The sequence below is a fragment of the Glutamicibacter arilaitensis genome, assembly GCF_044793945.1.
Classification (GTDB): domain Bacteria; phylum Actinomycetota; class Actinomycetes; order Actinomycetales; family Micrococcaceae; genus Glutamicibacter; species Glutamicibacter arilaitensis_B.
On the sequence record NZ_CP084994.1, the window covers coordinates 1,853,712 to 1,871,903 of the forward strand.

General features: G+C 57.4%; 17 protein-coding genes. 8 read left to right on the forward strand and 9 right to left on the reverse strand.

Translation table 11 applies throughout. The annotated features are described in order from the left end of the window. Positions 1 to 65: 65 nt before the first annotated feature. The 6 genes from LG294_RS08545 (at position 66) to LG294_RS08570 (ending at position 6,879) form a co-directional block, all read left to right on the forward strand. Entirely contained in the window at positions 66 to 704 is a 639-nt protein-coding gene (locus tag LG294_RS08545) for a heme-copper oxidase subunit III (RefSeq protein WP_404291378.1), read from the forward strand. Between the two features lie 75 nt (positions 705 to 779). After that, entirely contained in the window at positions 780 to 1,574 is a 795-nt protein-coding gene (locus LG294_RS08550; protein WP_404291380.1) for a c-type cytochrome, read from the forward strand. A gap of 69 nt (positions 1,575 to 1,643) precedes the next feature. Continuing rightward, positions 1,644 to 2,693 carry a Rieske 2Fe-2S domain-containing protein gene (locus tag LG294_RS08555; protein ID WP_404291382.1) on the forward strand — a complete coding sequence of 350 codons (1,050 nt, stop codon included), beginning with the start codon at positions 1,644 to 1,646 and terminating at the stop codon, positions 2,691 to 2,693. A 2-nt stretch (positions 2,694 to 2,695) separates the two neighbouring features. Then, the gene (locus LG294_RS08560) at positions 2,696 to 4,366 is read left to right on the forward strand and encodes a cytochrome bc complex cytochrome b subunit (RefSeq protein ID WP_404291384.1); all 1,671 of its coding nucleotides are present in this window, start codon (positions 2,696 to 2,698) and stop codon (positions 4,364 to 4,366) included. A 684-nt stretch (positions 4,367 to 5,050) separates the two neighbouring features. Continuing rightward, positions 5,051 to 6,127, forward strand: a complete 1,077-nt coding sequence (locus LG294_RS08565) for an alkene reductase (protein ID WP_404291386.1) — start codon at positions 5,051 to 5,053, stop codon at positions 6,125 to 6,127. A 38-nt stretch (positions 6,128 to 6,165) separates the two neighbouring features. Continuing rightward, positions 6,166 to 6,879 (forward strand): SDR family oxidoreductase, encoded by a 714-nt coding sequence (locus LG294_RS08570; protein ID WP_404291388.1) that lies wholly within the window; start codon positions 6,166 to 6,168, stop codon positions 6,877 to 6,879. 463 nt (positions 6,880 to 7,342) lie between these two features. On the opposite strand, the gene LG294_RS08575 is transcribed toward LG294_RS08570, so the two are convergent. The 6 genes from LG294_RS08575 to LG294_RS08600 form a co-directional block, all read right to left on the reverse strand. After that, positions 7,343 to 8,125 carry a GntR family transcriptional regulator gene (locus tag LG294_RS08575; protein ID WP_404291390.1) on the reverse strand — a complete coding sequence of 261 codons (783 nt, stop codon included), beginning with the start codon at positions 8,123 to 8,125 and terminating at the stop codon, positions 7,343 to 7,345. Positions 8,126 to 8,209: 84 nt separating this feature from the next. Next, complete coding sequence (locus tag LG294_RS08580) at positions 8,210 to 8,611, reverse strand: cytochrome c oxidase subunit 4 (protein ID WP_404291392.1); 402 nt, start codon at positions 8,609 to 8,611, stop codon at positions 8,210 to 8,212. Between the two features lie 2 nt (positions 8,612 to 8,613). Beyond that, a complete protein-coding gene (ctaD, locus tag LG294_RS08585) occupies positions 8,614 to 10,332 on the reverse strand; it encodes a cytochrome c oxidase subunit I (RefSeq protein WP_096284690.1) in 1,719 nt (572 codons plus the stop codon). A 5-nt stretch (positions 10,333 to 10,337) separates the two neighbouring features. Next, complete coding sequence (gene coxB, locus LG294_RS08590; protein WP_404291395.1) at positions 10,338 to 11,228, reverse strand: cytochrome c oxidase subunit II; 891 nt, start codon at positions 11,226 to 11,228, stop codon at positions 10,338 to 10,340. 213 nt (positions 11,229 to 11,441) lie between these two features. Next, a complete protein-coding gene (locus LG294_RS08595) occupies positions 11,442 to 11,816 on the reverse strand; it encodes a HesB/IscA family protein (RefSeq protein WP_404291396.1) in 375 nt (124 codons plus the stop codon). A 134-nt stretch (positions 11,817 to 11,950) separates the two neighbouring features. Beyond that, positions 11,951 to 13,360 carry a dipeptidase gene (locus LG294_RS08600; protein WP_404291398.1) on the reverse strand — a complete coding sequence of 470 codons (1,410 nt, stop codon included), beginning with the start codon at positions 13,358 to 13,360 and terminating at the stop codon, positions 11,951 to 11,953. Positions 13,361 to 13,429: 69 nt separating this feature from the next. On the opposite strand from LG294_RS08600, the gene LG294_RS08605 reads away from it, so the two are divergent. Then, complete coding sequence (locus LG294_RS08605) at positions 13,430 to 14,023, forward strand: DUF3043 domain-containing protein (RefSeq protein WP_404291400.1); 594 nt, start codon at positions 13,430 to 13,432, stop codon at positions 14,021 to 14,023. 372 nt (positions 14,024 to 14,395) lie between these two features. On the opposite strand, the gene LG294_RS08610 is transcribed toward LG294_RS08605, so the two are convergent. Next, complete coding sequence (locus tag LG294_RS08610) at positions 14,396 to 15,460, reverse strand: quinone-dependent dihydroorotate dehydrogenase (RefSeq protein ID WP_404291402.1); 1,065 nt, start codon at positions 15,458 to 15,460, stop codon at positions 14,396 to 14,398. A gap of 61 nt (positions 15,461 to 15,521) precedes the next feature. Between LG294_RS08610 and LG294_RS08615 the strand changes: the two genes are divergently transcribed. Continuing rightward, positions 15,522 to 16,559 carry an alpha/beta hydrolase gene (locus LG294_RS08615; protein ID WP_404291404.1) on the forward strand — a complete coding sequence of 346 codons (1,038 nt, stop codon included), beginning with the start codon at positions 15,522 to 15,524 and terminating at the stop codon, positions 16,557 to 16,559. Here the strand turns inward: LG294_RS08615 and LG294_RS08620 are convergent. Then, the gene (locus tag LG294_RS08620; protein WP_404291406.1) at positions 16,556 to 17,362 is read right to left on the reverse strand and encodes an isoprenyl transferase; all 807 of its coding nucleotides are present in this window, start codon (positions 17,360 to 17,362) and stop codon (positions 16,556 to 16,558) included. The two genes, LG294_RS08615 and LG294_RS08620, sit on opposite strands and share 4 nt — an antisense overlap. Beyond that, positions 17,359 to 18,108 carry a DNA repair protein RecO gene (gene recO, locus LG294_RS08625; RefSeq protein WP_404291408.1) on the reverse strand — a complete coding sequence of 250 codons (750 nt, stop codon included), beginning with the start codon at positions 18,106 to 18,108 and terminating at the stop codon, positions 17,359 to 17,361. Before recO ends, LG294_RS08620 begins: the two co-directional genes overlap by 4 nt. Positions 18,109 to 18,192: the final 84 nt, after the last annotated feature.

The following is an 18,192-nucleotide window of genomic DNA, read 5'->3' on the forward strand; positions in this document are numbered from 1 at the left end:
AGAAAACGACATTGAACCATGGTTTGCATTGGTATCTGAGGGCTGTTTAGAGACATAATGACAGTGTGACAACTGCGACTCATGCCCCAAATACGACGGCGCCACATGCGCCGAACCGCCCAAACATGGTGTCGGTGGGAACGATGGTGTGGCTCTCCAGCGAGCTCATGTTCTTCGCCGCCCTCTTCGCCATGTACTTCAGCCTCCGGGCTGCCGCGCCCGAGCTTTGGGCGACTGAAACTGCAAAGCTGAACGTACCGTTCGCGCTGGTTAACACCTTGATTCTGGTGTCCAGCTCGTTCTCGTGCCAGATTGGCGTGTTCAAAGCAGAAGAATTCAAGCCTCGCCGTTCCGGTGGACTTTTCAAGTTCAAGGAATGGGGAATGATCGAATGGTTCATCCTTACCTTCATTCTTGGCGCGATCTTCGTTTCTGTTCAGGCCTACGAATACGCCGTGCTGGTTAGCGAAGGCGTAGCGCTGAACTCGAACTCGTACGCTTCCTCGTTCTACATCACCACTGGCTTCCACGGCATTCACGTGCTCGGTGGCCTATTAGCATTCTTGCTAATTATTGGTCGAGGAATGCTAGCTAAGAAGTTTGGTCACTTTGAAGCGACCGGCGCCATCGTTGTGTCTTACTACTGGCACTTCGTTGACGTAGTGTGGATCGCGCTCTTTGCGATCATCTACTTCCTGCAATAGGCAACTAATATCCATCAGTTGCCTCCACAGAAGTATGGCAACACCACACCAAGAAACTAAGTGAGGAACCAGCAAGTGAAGGCTCTTTCGAAAAAGCGCCGCCACCCGCTCGCCGCTGTGGCCCTGCTGTTGTTCGGATTGCTGGTCACCGGCAGTCTGTACACTGCAGCCGGTAGCGTAAGCGAAGCGAAGGCAGCGGAAACCACTTCTGCATCGGTAGCCGATGTAGAGGAAGGCCAGAAGCTTTTCGTAGCCAACTGCGCCACCTGCCACGGCATGAACGCCGAAGGCACCGAGGAAGGCCCCTCGCTGATCGGCGTTGGCGCCGCAGCGGTTGACTTCCAGGTAGGCACCGGCCGTATGCCAATGCAGATGCAGGGCCCGCAGGCCCAGGTTAAGCCAGTTCAGTTTGACGAAGACCAGATCTCGCAGATGTCGGCCTATGTTGCGAGCCTCGGCGCAGGTCCAGCAATTCCAGACGGAGAATCCCTGGATACCACCAAGGGCGATGCAGCCCACGGTGGCACCGTCTTCCGAGTGAACTGCGCAATGTGCCACAACGCCGCTGCCGGTGGTGGCGCGTTGACCCGCGGTAAGTTCGCACCGACGCTAGCCGGCGTCTCAGAGAAGCACATTTACGAAGCGATGGCTACCGGTCCGCAGAACATGCCAGTGTTCAACGACTCGAACATCACCCCGGATGAGAAGCGTGACGTTATCACCTTCCTGAAGACCATTGAGGCTAATGGTTCTGCCGGTGGCGCTTCTCTTGGAAACCTTGGCCCAGTGGCTGAAGGTCTCTTCGTTTGGACCGCCGGTTTGGGCATCATCATCGCCTTCACCATTTGGTTGACCTCGCGTCCTTCCTAAGGCTTTCGCGGTGCAAACCGCAAACATCACTACGTACATAAATTCCTAACAGAAGGATGAGAGAGAAACATGGGCGACCATAGTCACGGCAGTCCCGAAGAATCGGGCACCGTTGCTAAGGCTGACGATGTAGCTCAGGACCGGTTCCCGGATCCAGGACTCCCCCCACATCGTCCGCGTCTCGCAGATCGCGATCCGCGCGCAGCCAAGCGACACGAGCGCCAAGTTGCGCTGCTATTTACCATCTCCATCATTGGCACGCTGTTCTTCTTCGTGGCTTACTTCGTCCTGGGCCACCTGGGCGAAATGACCTTCGCTGAACTGCGTGTGCAGAACGCTGCACTGGGTCTGGGCACCACATTTGCGATGCTCGGAATTGGTGTAGGCATCGTTCACTGGGCCAAGACTCTGATGCCGGATCACGAACTCGTTGAACAACGTCACGAGATCAGCTCCGAAGCAGATCGCCAGGATGCTGTCGAAATTATCGACACCGTGATCGAAGAAACCGGTATCAAGCGCCGTCCGCTGATCCGCAACACCCTGATTGGCGCCATTGCTTTGGCTCCAATTCCAGCAATCTTCATGTTCCGCGACCTTGACCGTACCGGTAAGACCGCGCACCAGATGATCGAGCAGATGCGTCACACCTTGTGGGACACCGGCGTTCGTCTGACTCGCGATCCATCGGGAACCCCGATCAAGGCCTCGGACGTGCAGCTTGGCTCAGCTTTCCACGTGATCCCTGAGGGTCTGGACGAAGCAGAGAACATGCTGAACGAAAAGGCTAAGGCCGTTGTGCTGCTCATGCGCATGGACCCACAGGAGATGAACATCTCCGAGGGCCGCGAAGACTGGCACGTGGATGGCATTGTTGCCTACTCGAAGATCTGCACCCACGTGGGCTGCCCGATCGCTTTGTACGAGCAGCACACCCACCACCTGCTGTGCCCTTGCCACCAGTCGACCTTCGACCTTGCCAATGAGTGCAAGGTAGTCTTCGGCCCGGCTGGACACGCACTTCCGCAGTTGCCTATTACCGTGGACGCTGACGGCTACCTCGTAGCTCAGAGCGACTTCCACGAACCTGTAGGCCCAAGCTACTGGGAGCGTGGTTAATCATGGCATCGACTACTGAATACACACCTTCAACCGCTACCGGGCGGATCGCGAACTTCGTCGATTCCCGCGTTGGCGCTTCGGGTATGGTCAAGGAATTCGGTCGCAAGATCTTCCCTGATCACTGGTCATTCATGTTCGGCGAAGTAGCGCTGTACACCTTCGTGCTGCTGCTGCTCTCCGGTACCTTCCTGACGTTCTTCTTCGATCCATCGATGACTCACGTCACCTACAACGGTTCGTACGTTCCGTTGAAGGGCATCGGCATGTCGGCGGCTATGGCTTCGACCATGGACATCTCCTTCGATGTTCGCGGTGGTCTGTTCATGCGTCAGGTACACCACTGGTCGGCACTGCTCTTCGTAGCTTCGCTGTCCGTGCACATGCTGCGCGTGTTCTTCACCGGCGCCTTCCGTCGCCCACGTGAACTGAACTGGGTTGTCGGCGGCGTGCTGCTGATCATGGGTCTTGCTGCTGGCTTCACCGGCTACTCACTGCCAGATGATCTGCTCTCCGGTAACGGCCTGCGCATTATTGACGGCGTGATGAAGGCTCTGCCAATCGTTGGTACCTACCTGTCGATGTTCTTCTTCGGCGGCGAGTTCCCCGGCGTTCACGTCATTCCTCGCTTGTACTCGTTGCACATCATGATCGTTCCTGCAGTGATCATCTTGCTGCTGGTCATTCACCTGTTCATGGTTGTGACCCACAAGCACACTCAGTACCCTGGCCCAGGTCGCACCAACGACAACGTTGTTGGCTTCCCAGTTGGTCCGGTTTACGCAGCGAAGGCCGGCGGCTTCTTCTTCATCGTCTTCGGTATCGTGGCGTTCATCTCCGGTCTCTTCCAGATCAACCCGATCTGGAACTACGGTCCATATGACCCATCACCTGTTTCCGCTGGTACCCAGCCGGACTGGTACATCGGATTCGTCGATGGTGCGTTGCGTTTGATGCCTGGTTACCTCGGTAACTTCAGCTTCGAATGGATCATCCCATTCCCATGGGGCGATAACACTCTGGTCCTGAGCGTCCTGCTTCCAGCGCTGGTTCCTGCCGGTGTATTGTTCATGGTGATGTTCGCATGGCCATGGATCGAACGTTGGGTGACCAAGGATAACCGCGAGCACCACCTGTTGGATCGCCCGCGCAACGCTCCGTTCCGTACCGCTGTTGGTGCCGCTGGTGTTGTCTTCTACTGTGTGATGTGGGCAGCTGCCTCGTCTGACTTGATCGCAACTCACTTCCACATATCGCTGAATGACGTAACCTACTGGCTACGTACGCTGTTCTTCCTAGGCCCAATCTTTGCCTTCTGGTTGACGCGACGTATCTGCTTGTCGCTGCAGCGCAAGGATCGCGAGATCGTATTGCACGGTCGTGAAGCAGGCATTATCCAGATGTCCCCAGAAGGTGGCTTCTCGGAGAAGCACGAGGAAGTTGACGTGTACAAGCGTTACCTCCTCACTAACTTCAACGACAACAAGTACATTCCGGCTCAGCCGGATGCAGCAGGACACATCTCCGGCTCGGAGAAGCGTCGTGCAGCTATCTCGAAGTTCTTCTTCGAAGATCGCGTTGCCCCAGTTTCCCCAGCGGAGCTTGAAGCTGCACATGCAGCCCACGGCCACCATGAGGTTGAGGGTGAAAAGCAAGACTCGATCGAGAAGTAATATCGACTCGCATTAGTCACAAGAAGAGGGACACACCATCTGGTGTGTCCCTCTTCTAGGTTTAATGCCGCTTTACTGCGCGCTACTCCCCCGCATTTGGTATTGCTCGGGCAGCGCGATCTTCCAGGAGGCATTCAATTGATCTCGGCGGAGCACCATGTCGATCATTACGGGCGCTGGCTGAAGGAACGCACTGTGCAAAGTTCAATCTCTAGACCGACTAATCGTTCAGTGCCCCATGCAAGGGATGGGTGGCAAGCTCGGCTTCCTGAGCTCGATTCCTCCCAGCGAGTATCAGGTAATCCTTTCAGCGCGGATACGAGAACGACCTGGCGCTGACGTCGAGTGCATTTTGGTACGCACTCGGGGATCATCGGTTCAGCGATGGGCGCTAAGCGTGTGGCTTCATTCACGCCATGTTCGGCAATAAGTTCTCGCTTGGCAGCCATGATCCGATCGACCCTGGCCTGCTCATTTCGCTCGCACCGGCCGCTCGGTTGGGAGGCGACTGGCATGAATTGACGTTTAGGGAATAATAGATGACTAAACTCAGTTATGACTATAGTCGGTACTGTGCGGGACCGGATATGCATCCACTCGTTCTCCCACGCGGGCCCAGAGCGTTCCGCCGGGAGGCTTGATGTACCGACATCCATGACCGACCCAAATAAAGGATTCTTCCCCATGGCTTCGACTTCCCTCTGGCAACCATTCACCCTCGGACGGGTGAACCTTGCCCACCGGCTCGCATTGGCCCCCATGACCCGCAACCGAGCCAAACCGGATGGCACCCCCGGAGACCTCTCCGCGATCTACTACGGGCAGCGTGCCTCGCTCGGTCTTATCATCACCGAAGGAGTCCAGCCCTCGGCCGACGGGCAGGGATACCTGAACACCCCGGGCATCTACACCCCGGAACATATCAAAGGCTGGCGGAAGGTCGCCGACGCCGTGCGCGCCGAAGGCGGTTCACTGTTCATCCAGCTGATGCATGCAGGTCGCTCCGCACACCCGGACAACTCGCCGCACCACCGCCAGCCGGTGGCGCCCTCGTCGATTGCCGCAGGCCAGGACATCGCGACCCCGACCGGGCAGCAGCAGATGGCGGTCCCGCGCGAGCTGGGCACCGAGGAGATCTCAGGCGTGATCTCCGAATTCCGCCACGCCGCGGCCTCCGCGATCGCAGCCGGTGCTGACGGTGTGGAGATCCATGGCGCCAACGGCTACCTGCTGCACCAGTTCCTCTCCCCGAACGCCAATCATCGCACCGACTCCTACGGCGGATCGGTGGAGAACCGGTCCCGGTTCGTCATTGAAGTAGTGCAGGCCGTCGCAGAGGAGATCGGCGCCGACCGCGTCGGCATTCGACTCTCCCCGGCCATGCCGCTGGGCGGAATCGAAGAGGGCGACACCGAGAGCGTGCGGGCACAGTACCGCCACCTGGTCGGGGAGCTTGCGTCCCTGAACTTGGCCTACCTGCACGTGCATCATGTGGGCGACGACGAATTGCTGCGCTCCTTCCGCGACGTCTGGCCCACAGCGGTGCTCGTGGTGCGCTACGGCCGCACCCGTGAACAGGTGGCAGATGACATCGACGCGGGGCTTGCCGACATTGCCCCGCTGGGCCGGATGGCCTTGGCTAACCCGGACATCGTCGAGCGTCTGCGTACCCACGCCGCGCTCAATGATCTGGATCCCGCAACCCTTTACGGCGGCGGCGAAGCCGGCTACGTCGACTACCCCACCATGGCCCACGCCTAAGCCTGCGGCCCGAGCAACGAGAAGAAGGAATCAATCACATGTCTTCACTTAATGGTGCAGTTGTCCTGGTCACCGGAGCCAACGGTGGCATCGGAACCCATTTCGTCCACGAAGCTCTAGCCCGTGGCGCAAGCAAGGTCTATGCCACAGCTCGCAATCCGCGTGTTTGGGACGACGAGCGGATCATTCCGCTGGTCCTGGATGTCACCGACACAGCCTCGATCCAGGCCGCTGTGGCGGCCGCCGGAGACGTGACGGTGTTGATCAACAATGCCGGAGCTTCGGTGTCCAGTGCCGGGATACTCACCCATACCGACGAGGAAATCCGGGCGAACGTCGAAACCAACTTCCTCGGACCCCTGTTTGTAGCACGGGCGTTTGCGCCGGTGTTGTCGGCACACGAGAATTCGGTGCTGATCGACATGCACTCGGCCCTGAGCTGGTATGCAGTCGCCGGAATCTACAGCGCCACCAAGGCCGCCCTGTGGTCTGCGACTAACTCGCTGCGCTTGGAACTGGCCCCGGCAGGAGTGCAGGTCCTCGGGGTGCACGTGGCCTACGTAGACACACCTATGGCCGCGAACGCCACCGATCCGAAGACCGACCCGGCGGACCTGGTGTGCATCGTCTTTGATGCCATGGAAGCCGGCCAGCACGAGGTTCTTGCCGATGCCACCTCGGAACAGCTGAAGGCGGGGCTCAGCGCACCGCTCGAAGCGCTGTACCCACAATTGGCCAGCACGAGAGCGTAAAGACCGCCCTGGCACACCGTCGCACGCAGTGCCACTCACTTGAGGAGTTCCCGAGCAGTGTCATCGGCCAAAGCATTCCCGGCAGATAGCTCTCCCCCGGGAAGCGAAGTCAGAGTTTGATTCGTTTCTGGAGCACGCGTGCTTATACGCAGACGAACCATGAGCCGGTCCCGCAAATACGGGACCGACTCATGGTTTTGTTGCATCTGCCCAAGGCCGCATTCGTAGCCGGTATGGATCTGCACGCATGAGCGTTGGCTGCCTCCACACGCTAGGTGGATCGCTTCACTACGGAGGGATACCCGACCCCGAACCGCGCCGCAACGAAATCTGACAAAGACCATGGCAGAACCTACGGGTTAGCGACAGTAGCGAATTAATGGGCTAAACCCGAAATCTTGTTCCGTTGCCAGTGGAACCTCCGATAGAACCCTCGCCAATGGCGCTGTACGCATATCTAAGGCTAGAAGTTTTCGGTATAGCGGGGAGTGCGTGTTCCGAGCCGTTGCAGCGGCACAAAGAGCTTGTATCGATCTGAGCGATACAGTGAAACCGAATAGTCGGCGAGGCGCTCGCCAATGTAGGCATACCGGGTGATCTGCAAAAGTGGAAAGCCCGGTTCAACACCAAGTAAAAGCGCCTGTGCGCTGCTTGCAGCGGTGCTTTCCACTTGGTCTTCGCCCCACTCCAGCAAGATGCCGTAGCGCTCGTGGAGAGCCTGATAGAGCTTGGACGGCGGTGGACCGTCGGTGAAGCCTGGCACGAGGTCCGCAGGCATGTAGTTCTCATCCAGGCTCATTGGGGTGCCGTCCGCAAGCAGTAGTCGTTTGAAACGGATTACCGCGGTGCCCTCGTCGACCATGAGCTGCGCACTAAGGTAGGTGGATGCCTTGAGCTCGTCGAATTCTAGAACTCGTGCGTCGGGCACCATGCCGCGGCGCATCATATCTTCGGAGTATGAGTGCAGCCGTACTCGAAGATCCATTTTTTCCGGGACAACAAAAGTGCCGATGCCCACCACGCGTTTGAGCACCTGCTCATCGACCAGGGCATCAATAGCTTGGCGGATAGTCTTTCGGGCCACTCCGAAATGGGCCGCCAGCTCACGCTCAGGCGGAATCTTATAACCTGGCTTGCAGGATTCCCGGGCGTGGGTTTTGAGAATGTCGCGGATCTGGCGATACTTGCTCGTCTTACTCTGGGCATCGAGTGTGGCGGTAACGGCTGGCGTCGGCGAGTAACGCACGATGATCTCCTTTGACGCGGTGGTGCTACTTAAAATACTAACGGGGTGACAAGTAAGAACTTGTCACCCCGTTAGGAGAACTACTTAGTGGGCGTGATCGCCGCGGCTGTATTCGTAAACCCAGCCAACGAGTGCGATTACGGATAGGCCTGCTCCGATGAAGAAGACCCACCAACCAACGGCCAGGCCGAGGAAGCCAATTGCAGCGGCACCGGCAAGTACCAGTGGCCACCAGCTCCATGGCGAGAACAGGCCGAGGTCTCCGGCGTTCTCGTGGATTTCGCCATCAATGCGGTCCTCTGGACGAGCACCAACACGCTTGGCGGTGAAGTACAGGTAACCGCCGACCATGGCCGACAAACCGGTGAGCATGAGCAGAGCCAGCAGGCCAACCCATTCGTTCCAGTTGGTCATGTAGCCGTAGACGACTGCCACAGGGGTGAAGAAGAAGATTCCACCCAGGAAGAGCCAGGATTCAACTTTCATCTTTACAGGTCCTTCTGGTCAGCCGGTCCGAAGATCTTTGCGGCACCAGCAGTAGGAGTGGAACGACCACTCAGTTCTGGGTGGTGCAGATCCAGCGCTGGGCGCTCGGAACGGATACGTGGGATCGAGTGGAAGTTGTGACGTGGTGGAGGGCAAGATGTTGCCCACTCCAGCGATGCGCCGAAGCCCCATGGATCGTCAACTTCAACCTTCTTGCCATTGCGGTGAGTGACCCACACGTTCCAGAAGAACGGAATCATCGACATACCCAAGATGAAGGCGAACACGGTCGAAACCTGGTTCATGGCGGTGAAGCCATCTTCTGGCATGTAGTCAGCGTAACGACGTGGCATACCCATAACGCCCAGCCAGTGCTGGATCAGGAAGGTTCCGTGGAAGCCGATGAAGAGCAGCCAGAAGTGAATCTTGCCTAGACGCTCGTTGAGCATCTTACCGGTCCATTTTGGCCACCAGAAGTAGAAGCCGGCGAACATTGCGAACACCACGGTACCGAAGACCACGTAGTGGAAGTGTGCCACCACGAAGTAAGTATCGGATACGTGGAAGTCCAGCGATGGAGCGGAAAGGATAATACCGGTCAAGCCACCGAACAGGAAGGTGATCAAGAAGCCGATGCTCCAGAGCATTGGAGTTTCGAAGGTAATCGAACCTCGCCACAGGGTACCGATCCAGTTGAAGAACTTCACACCGGTCGGTACAGCGATCAGCATCGTCATGAAGCCGAAGAACGGCAGCATTACGGAACCGGTCACGTACATGTGGTGTGCCCAAACGGAAACCGAAAGAGCTGCAATGGAGATGGTCGCGAAGACCAGACCCTTGTAACCGAAGATCGGCTTGCGGCTGAAGACCGGGAAGATTTCCGAAACGATACCGAAGAACGGCAACGCAATAATGTAAACCTCTGGGTGACCGAAGAACCAGAACAGGTGCTGCCAGAGAACGGCGCCACCATTATCCGGGTCAAAGATATGTGCACCGAAGCGGCGATCTGCACCCAAAGCGAACAGCGCAGCTGCCAACGGTGGGAAGGCCATCAGGACCAAGATCGAAGTGATCAAGGTGTTCCACGCGAAGATCGACATGCGCCACATGGTCATACCAGGAGCACGCAAGCAGATGATGGTGGTGATGAAGTTGACGGCACCAAGGATAGTACCGAAGCCCGACAGTGCAAGACCGAAGACCCAGAGGTCTCCACCGATGCCTGGCGAGAAGGTGGTGTTCGACAGTGGTGCGTAAGCGAACCAACCGAAGCTAGCGGCACCCTGGGGGGTGAGGTAGCCAGCCAAGGCGATTGTCGAACCCAAGGAGAAGAACCAGAAGGCCAACGCGTTCAGACGTGGGAAGGCCACATCTGGGGAACCGATCTGCAGAGGCATCATCACGTTGGCGAACCCTGCGAACAGCGGGGTTGCGAACATCAGAAGCATGACGGTGCCGTGCATGGTGAACAGCTGGTTGTACTGTTCCTTGGTCTGCAGGATCTGCATACCTGGTTCGAACAGCTCTGCACGAATCAGCAGCGCCATGACGCCACCGATGCAGAACATGATGAACGAGGTGATCAGGTACATGTACCCGATCTTCTTGTGGTCGGTCGAAGTGATGTAGTCGACAAAGAGTCGACCCTTTGACTTCGGCACGACGGATGGGGCAATCGACTTGACGTCGTCGGTAGCGTACTCAAACGTAGTCATAGCGATTACTCTCCTTCCTCTGCGTGACCGTGCTCCACAACGATGGAGTTGACCTTGTTAGGCTGACGGTCGTATTCCTCACCAATGTGGCCATCTTCCAGCTTGGCAAGTTCAGCCTTGAACTCTGCGTCGCTAACGACCGCAACGTTGAAGAGCATCTCCGAGTGGTACTCGCCGCATAGCTCGGCGCACTTACCATCGTAGTTACCCTCAACCTGTGGGGTCAGGTAGATGTAGTTGGTCTTACCTGGAATCATGTCCAGCTTCTGAAGGAATGCTGGAACCCAGAACGAGTGGATAACATCGCGGCTGTTGAGCTCGAGAGTTACCGACTTACCTGCAGGCAGGTACAAGGTTGGCAGTGATTCCTTCACGCCAGCCGAGCCGTCCTTGTTCAGGTGAGCCTGCTCGCCAGCGAAGTACTTCTCCTGGCCCTCGTAGCTGTAGTTGAAGTCCCACGACCACTGCTTCGCGCGGACGTCTACGACGACCTCGGAATCTACAGGAGCGTTGATCGACTTCTCAACAGTGTTATTGAAGCTAAAGAAGACCAAAACAAGGACCAAGGGAATGGCCGTGTAGAAGATCTCCAATGGCAGGTTGTAGCTCAGCTGACGTGGGTAACCAGTATCGGTCTTACGGCGACGGTAAGCCACGACGCACCAAAGCATCAGACCCCAGGTCAAAATTCCGATAATGATCACGGCGATCCAGGAGTGAACCCATAGATCCTGGATTGCTCCAGTGTGGTTCGTGGTATCGCGCTCCACGTTTGGGAGCCAACCGCGTTTAGCCTCCGCTGTACATCCCGTCAGCAGCAATGCGCCGGCGCCAACCAAAGCAATAACTTTTGCCTTGGCAGTTCCGCGACTGCCGGTTCGGTGTTGCGAACTCACAGACGGCCCTTCCTCTTTGTTGGTGCAGAATGTGGTCTTCATAAGTCACCTCGCGGTTAAACGAGTTGCACAGTGAGGTGGCTCACGAAGGGAAACATAGTTTTACTACTTAATGTAGAGCTTACCCTCTTCGACCCCAGAATACCGAAAAACGCCGCCGTTCCAACGAGAAATTTCTTCAACGTTTGAACGGCGGCGTTAGTTCCCTAAGGCCTAGTGGAAGGAATCTCCACAGGCGCAGGAGCCGGAGGCTGCAGGGTTATCAATAGTGAAGCCCTGCTTTGAAATTGTGTCTTCGAAATCGATCGAAGCGCCGGAGAGATACGGCACGCTCATCTTGTCGACGATGACTTCCACGCCGTCGAAGTTTCGCACTGCGTCACCCTCGAGCATGCGCTCGTCGAAGTAGAGCTGGTAAATCAGGCCCGAGCAGCCGCCAGGCTGAACGGCGATACGCAAACGAAGATCGTCACGACCTTCCTGCTCCAGAAGTGAACGTACCTTCAACGCAGCCACGTCGGAAATTTCTACCTCGTGGGTTGGTAGCTCGGTTGAGTCACCTTTTGTCTGGTCAACTGCTGCAGTCATGATTTTCCTCCCATACTGCTTGGTGTGACGACATCACCACGAATTTCTTCAGGGTAAATGGCGCCTGTTCTTGATTCAATACTACGTCGCAGACACTGAAAATGCTCTCAGAAGTTCTCCTTGTATGACGCGGTTCACAGGCCTTCGGAGTTAATCCGCGCCAACAGTAAGGCTTCTGCAACAATCGCCTTCTGGAAGTCCCCAATATGAAGCGACTCATTCGCCGAATGAGCCCGCGAATCGGGGTCTTCCACGCCTGTCACCAGAATCTGAGCCTGCGGGAATACCTCGAGCAAGTCCGCGATGAACGGAATCGATCCTCCCAAGCCCATGCTGACAGGCTCCACTCCCCACGATTGTTCCAGAGCCCAGCGTGCGGTTCCATTGGCCGAAGCTTCGAGATCCGCCTGATAGGCGCTGCCGGCTTCGGTAGCCACAAACTGGACCTCGGCACCACGTAGGTCCACGGAGTTCACATGAGCTTCCAAAGCAGCCAGAGCCTGGCTTGGTTCCTGCCCGGGAGCCAAACGCATCGAAACCTTGAAGCGCATCTGCGGGATCAGGGTATTGGACGAGCGATCAACACTGGGCATATCCATTCCAATGACACTGAGCGCTGGTTTATTCCAGAGCCGGTCGGTGATCTTGCCGGTGCCTGCCAGTTGAACGGACTCAAGCACCGAACTGTCGCGACGGAACTCGGCCTCGTCGAAGTCGACATCGGCGCTATCGTTCGCCACCAATCCGGGTACTGCAACCGATCCATTTTCGTCGTGGAAAGACGCAATGAGCTTCGCTGCAAGAATCGGCGCGTCGAGCACCGGACCGCCAAACATGCCCGAGTGAACTGCGTGCCCCAATGAGCGCACGGTGATTTCCGCGGCAGCCATCCCGCGCAATGAGCTGGTCAGCGCCGGGACTCCCACGGCCCAGTTCGAAGAGTCGGCCACGACGATGACATCGGCGGCAAGCTTGTCCTGGTGGGCCTCGAGGAAGTTTCTAAAGGACGGCGAACCGGCCTCTTCTTCGCCCTCGAAGAAGTAGGTGACGCCTACTCCGAAATCTGCCACGGACTCCAGCACCGCACGCAGGGAGGCGATGTGCACCATAATGCCCGCCTTGTCGTCGGCTGCGCCGCGACCGTAGAGCCGTTCCCCTACCTTCGTGGCCACGAAGGCCGGAGTGTTCCAGTCTTCTTCGTTCCCCGGAGGCTGCACGTCGTGGTGCGCGTACAGCAGGATAGTCGGCTTGCCTGGCTTGGCCATACGGCGAGCCACCACTGCAGGTGCACCCATGACGCCGTTATCGTCCGGCTCGCGTAGAATCTCGACACTTTCCATGCCGGCGTCGCTGGCCAGTGCGGCCACGGCCTTGGCGCTTTCTTCCAGGTTGGCTGGATCGAAGGATTCCCAAGCGACTCCGGGGATGGCTACCAGCGAGCTGAGTTCTTCGAGGATCCTCTCGAAGTTCTTCTCGATATGACCTTTAAGGGCAGTGACATCGACGCCATGGTTCGAGGCGACGACTGAAGAATTATTTGTCATGTCTTCAGCCTAGCAATGACCTTGGTTGCTAATGTCACTGTGCCGCAAACAAACCGGTAGGATAGGGGCGTGTTTGGACGTAAAAAAAATGACTCTCAATCCCCCGCAAATGAAGAGCCGACTGCACTGGCTCCCGATTCAACTGACGGCCGCAAGACTGGCCCGACCCCTAAGCGCAGCGCGCAGCAGGCTAGCCGCCAGCGCCCTTTAGTGCCTACCGATCGCAAGGCAGCGAAGGAGGCCGACCGTCAGCGACGCATCGAAGCTCAGAATCGCTTGCGCATCGCCAATGAGACCGGCGACGAACGCTATCTAATGCCTCGCGACAAGGGGCCGCAGAAGCGCTATGCCCGTAACTTCATCGACTCGCGCTGGATGTTCAGTGAATTCATGATGTTCGTAATCTTCGCATTCCTTATCTTGTCGTTGACCTTCAGCCAGAACCTCTCCGTTCAGATGTACGTACAGGGTGCACTGTGGGTTGTCATCGCTTTGGTGATCATCGAATTGATCGTCACTACGGTGCTGCTCAAGCGCCGCTTGGTAGCTAAGTTCGGCTCCATGGATCGAGGCATCCGCATGTACGCGGCTATGCGCGGCATGCAGTTCCGCAAGCTACGTCTGCCGAAGCCGCAAATCAAGCGCGGAGCCGACATCGACTAGTTTCATTGTCCAAATCTTCAAGGGCGGATTCCGTATGGAATCCGCCCTTCTTTTATGTCAGTCAACCCCGCAGCAAGCGAAACCATGCACAAGTCAGAAAGCTTGTGGATTGATTTACAAGCTTATAATTATTAGACGCCTGAGCTGCCGCAGATCGGTCGCGTTTACCCTTGTAAACGCGTTTACTAGCTTTTGCAAGAATCCACAACGTTTAATTGTGGTATTGAAAGCTACGCAGAGGCAAGACGCCCTTTGGGGCGGCAGGCCTCTCCCCCAGTGATAGGCAGTTCGCCATGATGAAATGGTGGCCAGAGACGGTGAAGCTCCCGAAACTATGTTTCGGGAGCTTCACCGCGATCCATCGGCTACAGATTAGCGGCGGCTAGCTAATTCGCGGTTGATAGCACGTGCCCAGAACGGACCTTCATACAGGAAAGCTGTATACCCCTGTACGAGGTCGGCTCCGGCGGTTAGCCGAGCGTCGACGTCATCGGCGTTCTCCACACCGCCGACAGAAATGATAGCCATCCCAGCTGGAACCAATTCGCGTAGCTGGCGAAGCACTTCCAGCGAGCGTTCTTTCAACGGTGCGCCGGATAATCCGCCGGCACCAATTTCTTCGACCTTTGTGGCATCGCTGGACAAGTCTTCGCGGCTGATAGTGGTGTTGGTAGCAATAATGCCATCCAAGTTCAGCTCGGTTGCCAACTTCGCGACATCGGCGACGTCTTCATTGCTCAAGTCCGGGGCAATCTTAACCAGTAGTGGGATATGACGACCGGCGACTTGATCGGCCAAATTCCCGACTTCGCTGAGAAGTGGTCGCAGCGACTCAACGCTTTGCAATAGACGCAGGCCCGGAGTATTTGGGCTGGAGACATTGACCACCAAGTAGTCCGCATGGTTGGCCAGCTGGCGGGTGGACTGAAGGTAATCGCTCACCGCGTCGTCGAGCTCCACCAACTTGGTCTTGCCGATGTTCACCCCAATGACCGGGCGAGTGCCCGCATAATCGGACTTGAGCTGTTGACGAGCGGAGGCAACTCTGGCCGCGACGACCTCGGCGCCCTCGTTGTTGAAGCCCATGCGGTTAATCACGGCGCGATCATCGACGAGTCGGAAAAGCCGTGGCAAAGGGTTCCCGGGCTGCGCCTGGCCGGTAACGGTACCGATCTCAACATGGCCGAAGCCGATGTCGCTCAGCGCCAAAATACCGGTGGCACCCTTATCGAATCCGGCGGCCAGGCCGAAAGGCGAAGGGAAATCTATACCCATCACGGTTCGACGGAGCCTAGGATCCGGGGCAAAAAACTTTCGAACTGCCTTGGTCAATCCCACGCGTTGCATGAACTTGATGGCGTCAAAGGCGAAGTAATGGGCCTTTTCAGGATCCATCTTGGTGAAAACGTGTTTGAAGACCAAAGGATAAATGCGCATGGATACTAGTTTCTCGTGAAGTTCCCGATTCCGACAACTTGCGGTCGGTATGCTTCAACATATGAAGGTGTCATCGAATGTACCTAGCGGGCAGTGGCCGGACTTCACGACCACAACCAAACCAGGCGAATGGGTGCCTGATCCCCTAGGCGATGGCTTCGAGTACACGACCTTGGACTTCGGTATCGATGCAGAGGGACCAGCCGTGGGCACACTCGTGCGCTACAAGCCGACAGGTTGGCGTAATCGTTTACTCCGAAGGTACACCGGCGTGGTGCTCAGCGTGCATGGATGGAGCGACTACTTCTTCAACAGGGAGCTTGCGCAGTTCTGGAACCAGCAGGGGTACCACTTCTACGCTTTGGACTTGCGACGCTACGGGCGCAGCCTTCGCGCCGAACACGAAATACCGGGCTACGTCGATGACCTCGCCGTTTATGACGAGGAACTGGTCGCCGCCATGGAGATGCTCGGCGCGGCCCATCCTGACCTGCCGATCATCGGGCAGGGGCACTCGCAGGGAGGCCTGATCCTTAGCTTGTGGGTTGCACGTACAGCCCCTCGCATTCAGGCATTGGTGCTCAACGCGCCGTGGCTCGAATTTCAAGGGACCGCATTTTTGCGCGTTCCGATGCATGGCATCCTCGAAGCGATCGGCCGCACCAATGGCCGGCGTAAATTGGCACTGCCGGAGTTTGACCACTATTGGAACTCATTGAGCGATCAAGGGGTCGGCGCGTGGGACATCCATCGAATTTGGCGTCCTCGTCTGGCGTTCCAACCAACTACCGCTTGGATGAAAACCATTCTCGACGGTCATGCCACTGTCGCCAAGGGCTTGAACCTGACGCAACCTATTTTTGTCATCAGTTCAGATGCTTCGCATTTCAGCACCAGTTATTCGCCGGTAATGCAGAGCACCGACTCGGTGATTGACATACACCAGATCCGATTGCGTGCCTTGAAGCTGGGAAGTTTCGTGACGCTCGCACAAGTGCACGGCGCGATGCACGACGTATTCACCTCGGCCGAACCTGCCAGGGCCGCCGCCTACCAGGATCTAGCTTTGTGGCTGCGGATGTTCCAATTGCGCCGCTAGCTTGTCGGCTTATCCACTGCCCCGCCGTAGCGTCGATCGCGTTGCGCATATTGCTCGACGGCGGTGAATAACGTCCTGCGGTCCACGTCTGGCCAAAGCTGATTGAGGAAAACCATTTCCGCGTAGGCCGACTGCCACAACAGGAAGTTGCTTGTGCGCTGCTCGCCACTGGTGCGCAGGAACAGGTCAACGTCCGGAAGCTCCGGGGCGTACAGGTATTTACCGAGGGTTTTCTCGCCCACTGCTGAAGCTTTCAGCTTTCCGACTGCCACGTCTTTTGCAATCGCGGCCACCGCGTCACCAATTTCGGCGCGGCCGCCGTAATTCACGCACATGGTCAGCTGGCAACCGAGATTGTCTTGGGTCAGCTCCTCGGCCGCGCGAAGCTCGTTGACCACCGATTTCCACAGGCGCGGTTCACGCCCAGACCAACGGATTCTTACGCCCCAAGAGTTCAAGGTATCGCGCTGGCGGCGAAGCACGTCGCGGGAGAAACCCATGAGGAAGCGAACCTCCTCCGGACTGCGCTTCCAATTTTCAGTGGAGAACGCATAGACGGAAACGTGCTTGATACCCATCTCCACCGCGCCAGCCATGACATCGAGTAACGCGGCCTCGCCGGCCCTGTGTCCTTCGGTCCGTGGCAGCCCACGCTGATTCGCCCAACGGCCGTTACCGTCCATGACGATCGCAATATGCTCGGGGACCAACGCTGCCGGGATGCTAGGCATCACCGGGTTAGCTGGGTGCGGATATGGTTTGACCGGACCTGGACGGCCGGTGATGGGGCGCAGCTTGCTCATGTTCTCTCCACGTGTCCTAATGACTTCACGGCACGTTCCAGGTGCCATTGCAGGTATTTGGCAACGATATCCGCTGCCTGACTTCTTGCTCGAGGCCCGGCCTGGGATATCGTGTCCCAGTCCCCGGTCAGCAAAGCTTGCAAGTATCCAATGGTGATCGGATGAGGGGCAAGCGATCCGGCTGGCCTACATGCGGCGCAGACGACCCCGCCGAGATGCACGTTCAGCGCTTCATGCGGTCCCGTCGTTCCGCATCGCGCGCAATCGGTAAAAGATGGGGCCCAGCCGGCAATGGACAGGGCGCGAAGGATATAGGAATCCAGCACGGCTCCCGCGTCAACCCGATGTTTGGAGAGCAACGCGATAGCGCCGTGCAATAACAGATACTGCTGATTGGTCGAATCGGCATCGGCTTCCAGCAGCCTCTCGGCAATCTCGACCATGGCGGTGGCCACCGTGTAAGTCGAATAATCGGTAACCAGCTGCTGGCCATAGGGGTGTCGAAGCTGAGCCTGAGAGACTACATCAAGATTTCGTCCCATCACGATCAGCGCATCGACCTCCATAAACGGCTCGAGGGTTGCTCCAAGACGCGAGGAGGTGCGCCGTACCCCTTTGGCGACCGCGCGAACCAAACCTTTGGGGGTGATCAGCGTGATGATCCGGTCGGCTTCGCCGAGTTTATGGGTGCGCAACACCAGACCGCGGGTGCGGTAGCTGCGCGAGGCGAATCCGGAACGTGACACATCCTCAATTCTCCCACCTCAACTGCGCAAGACTAAAAACGCCACGGTGCACAACCGAAGTTGCGCACCGTGGAGTCAGTATCC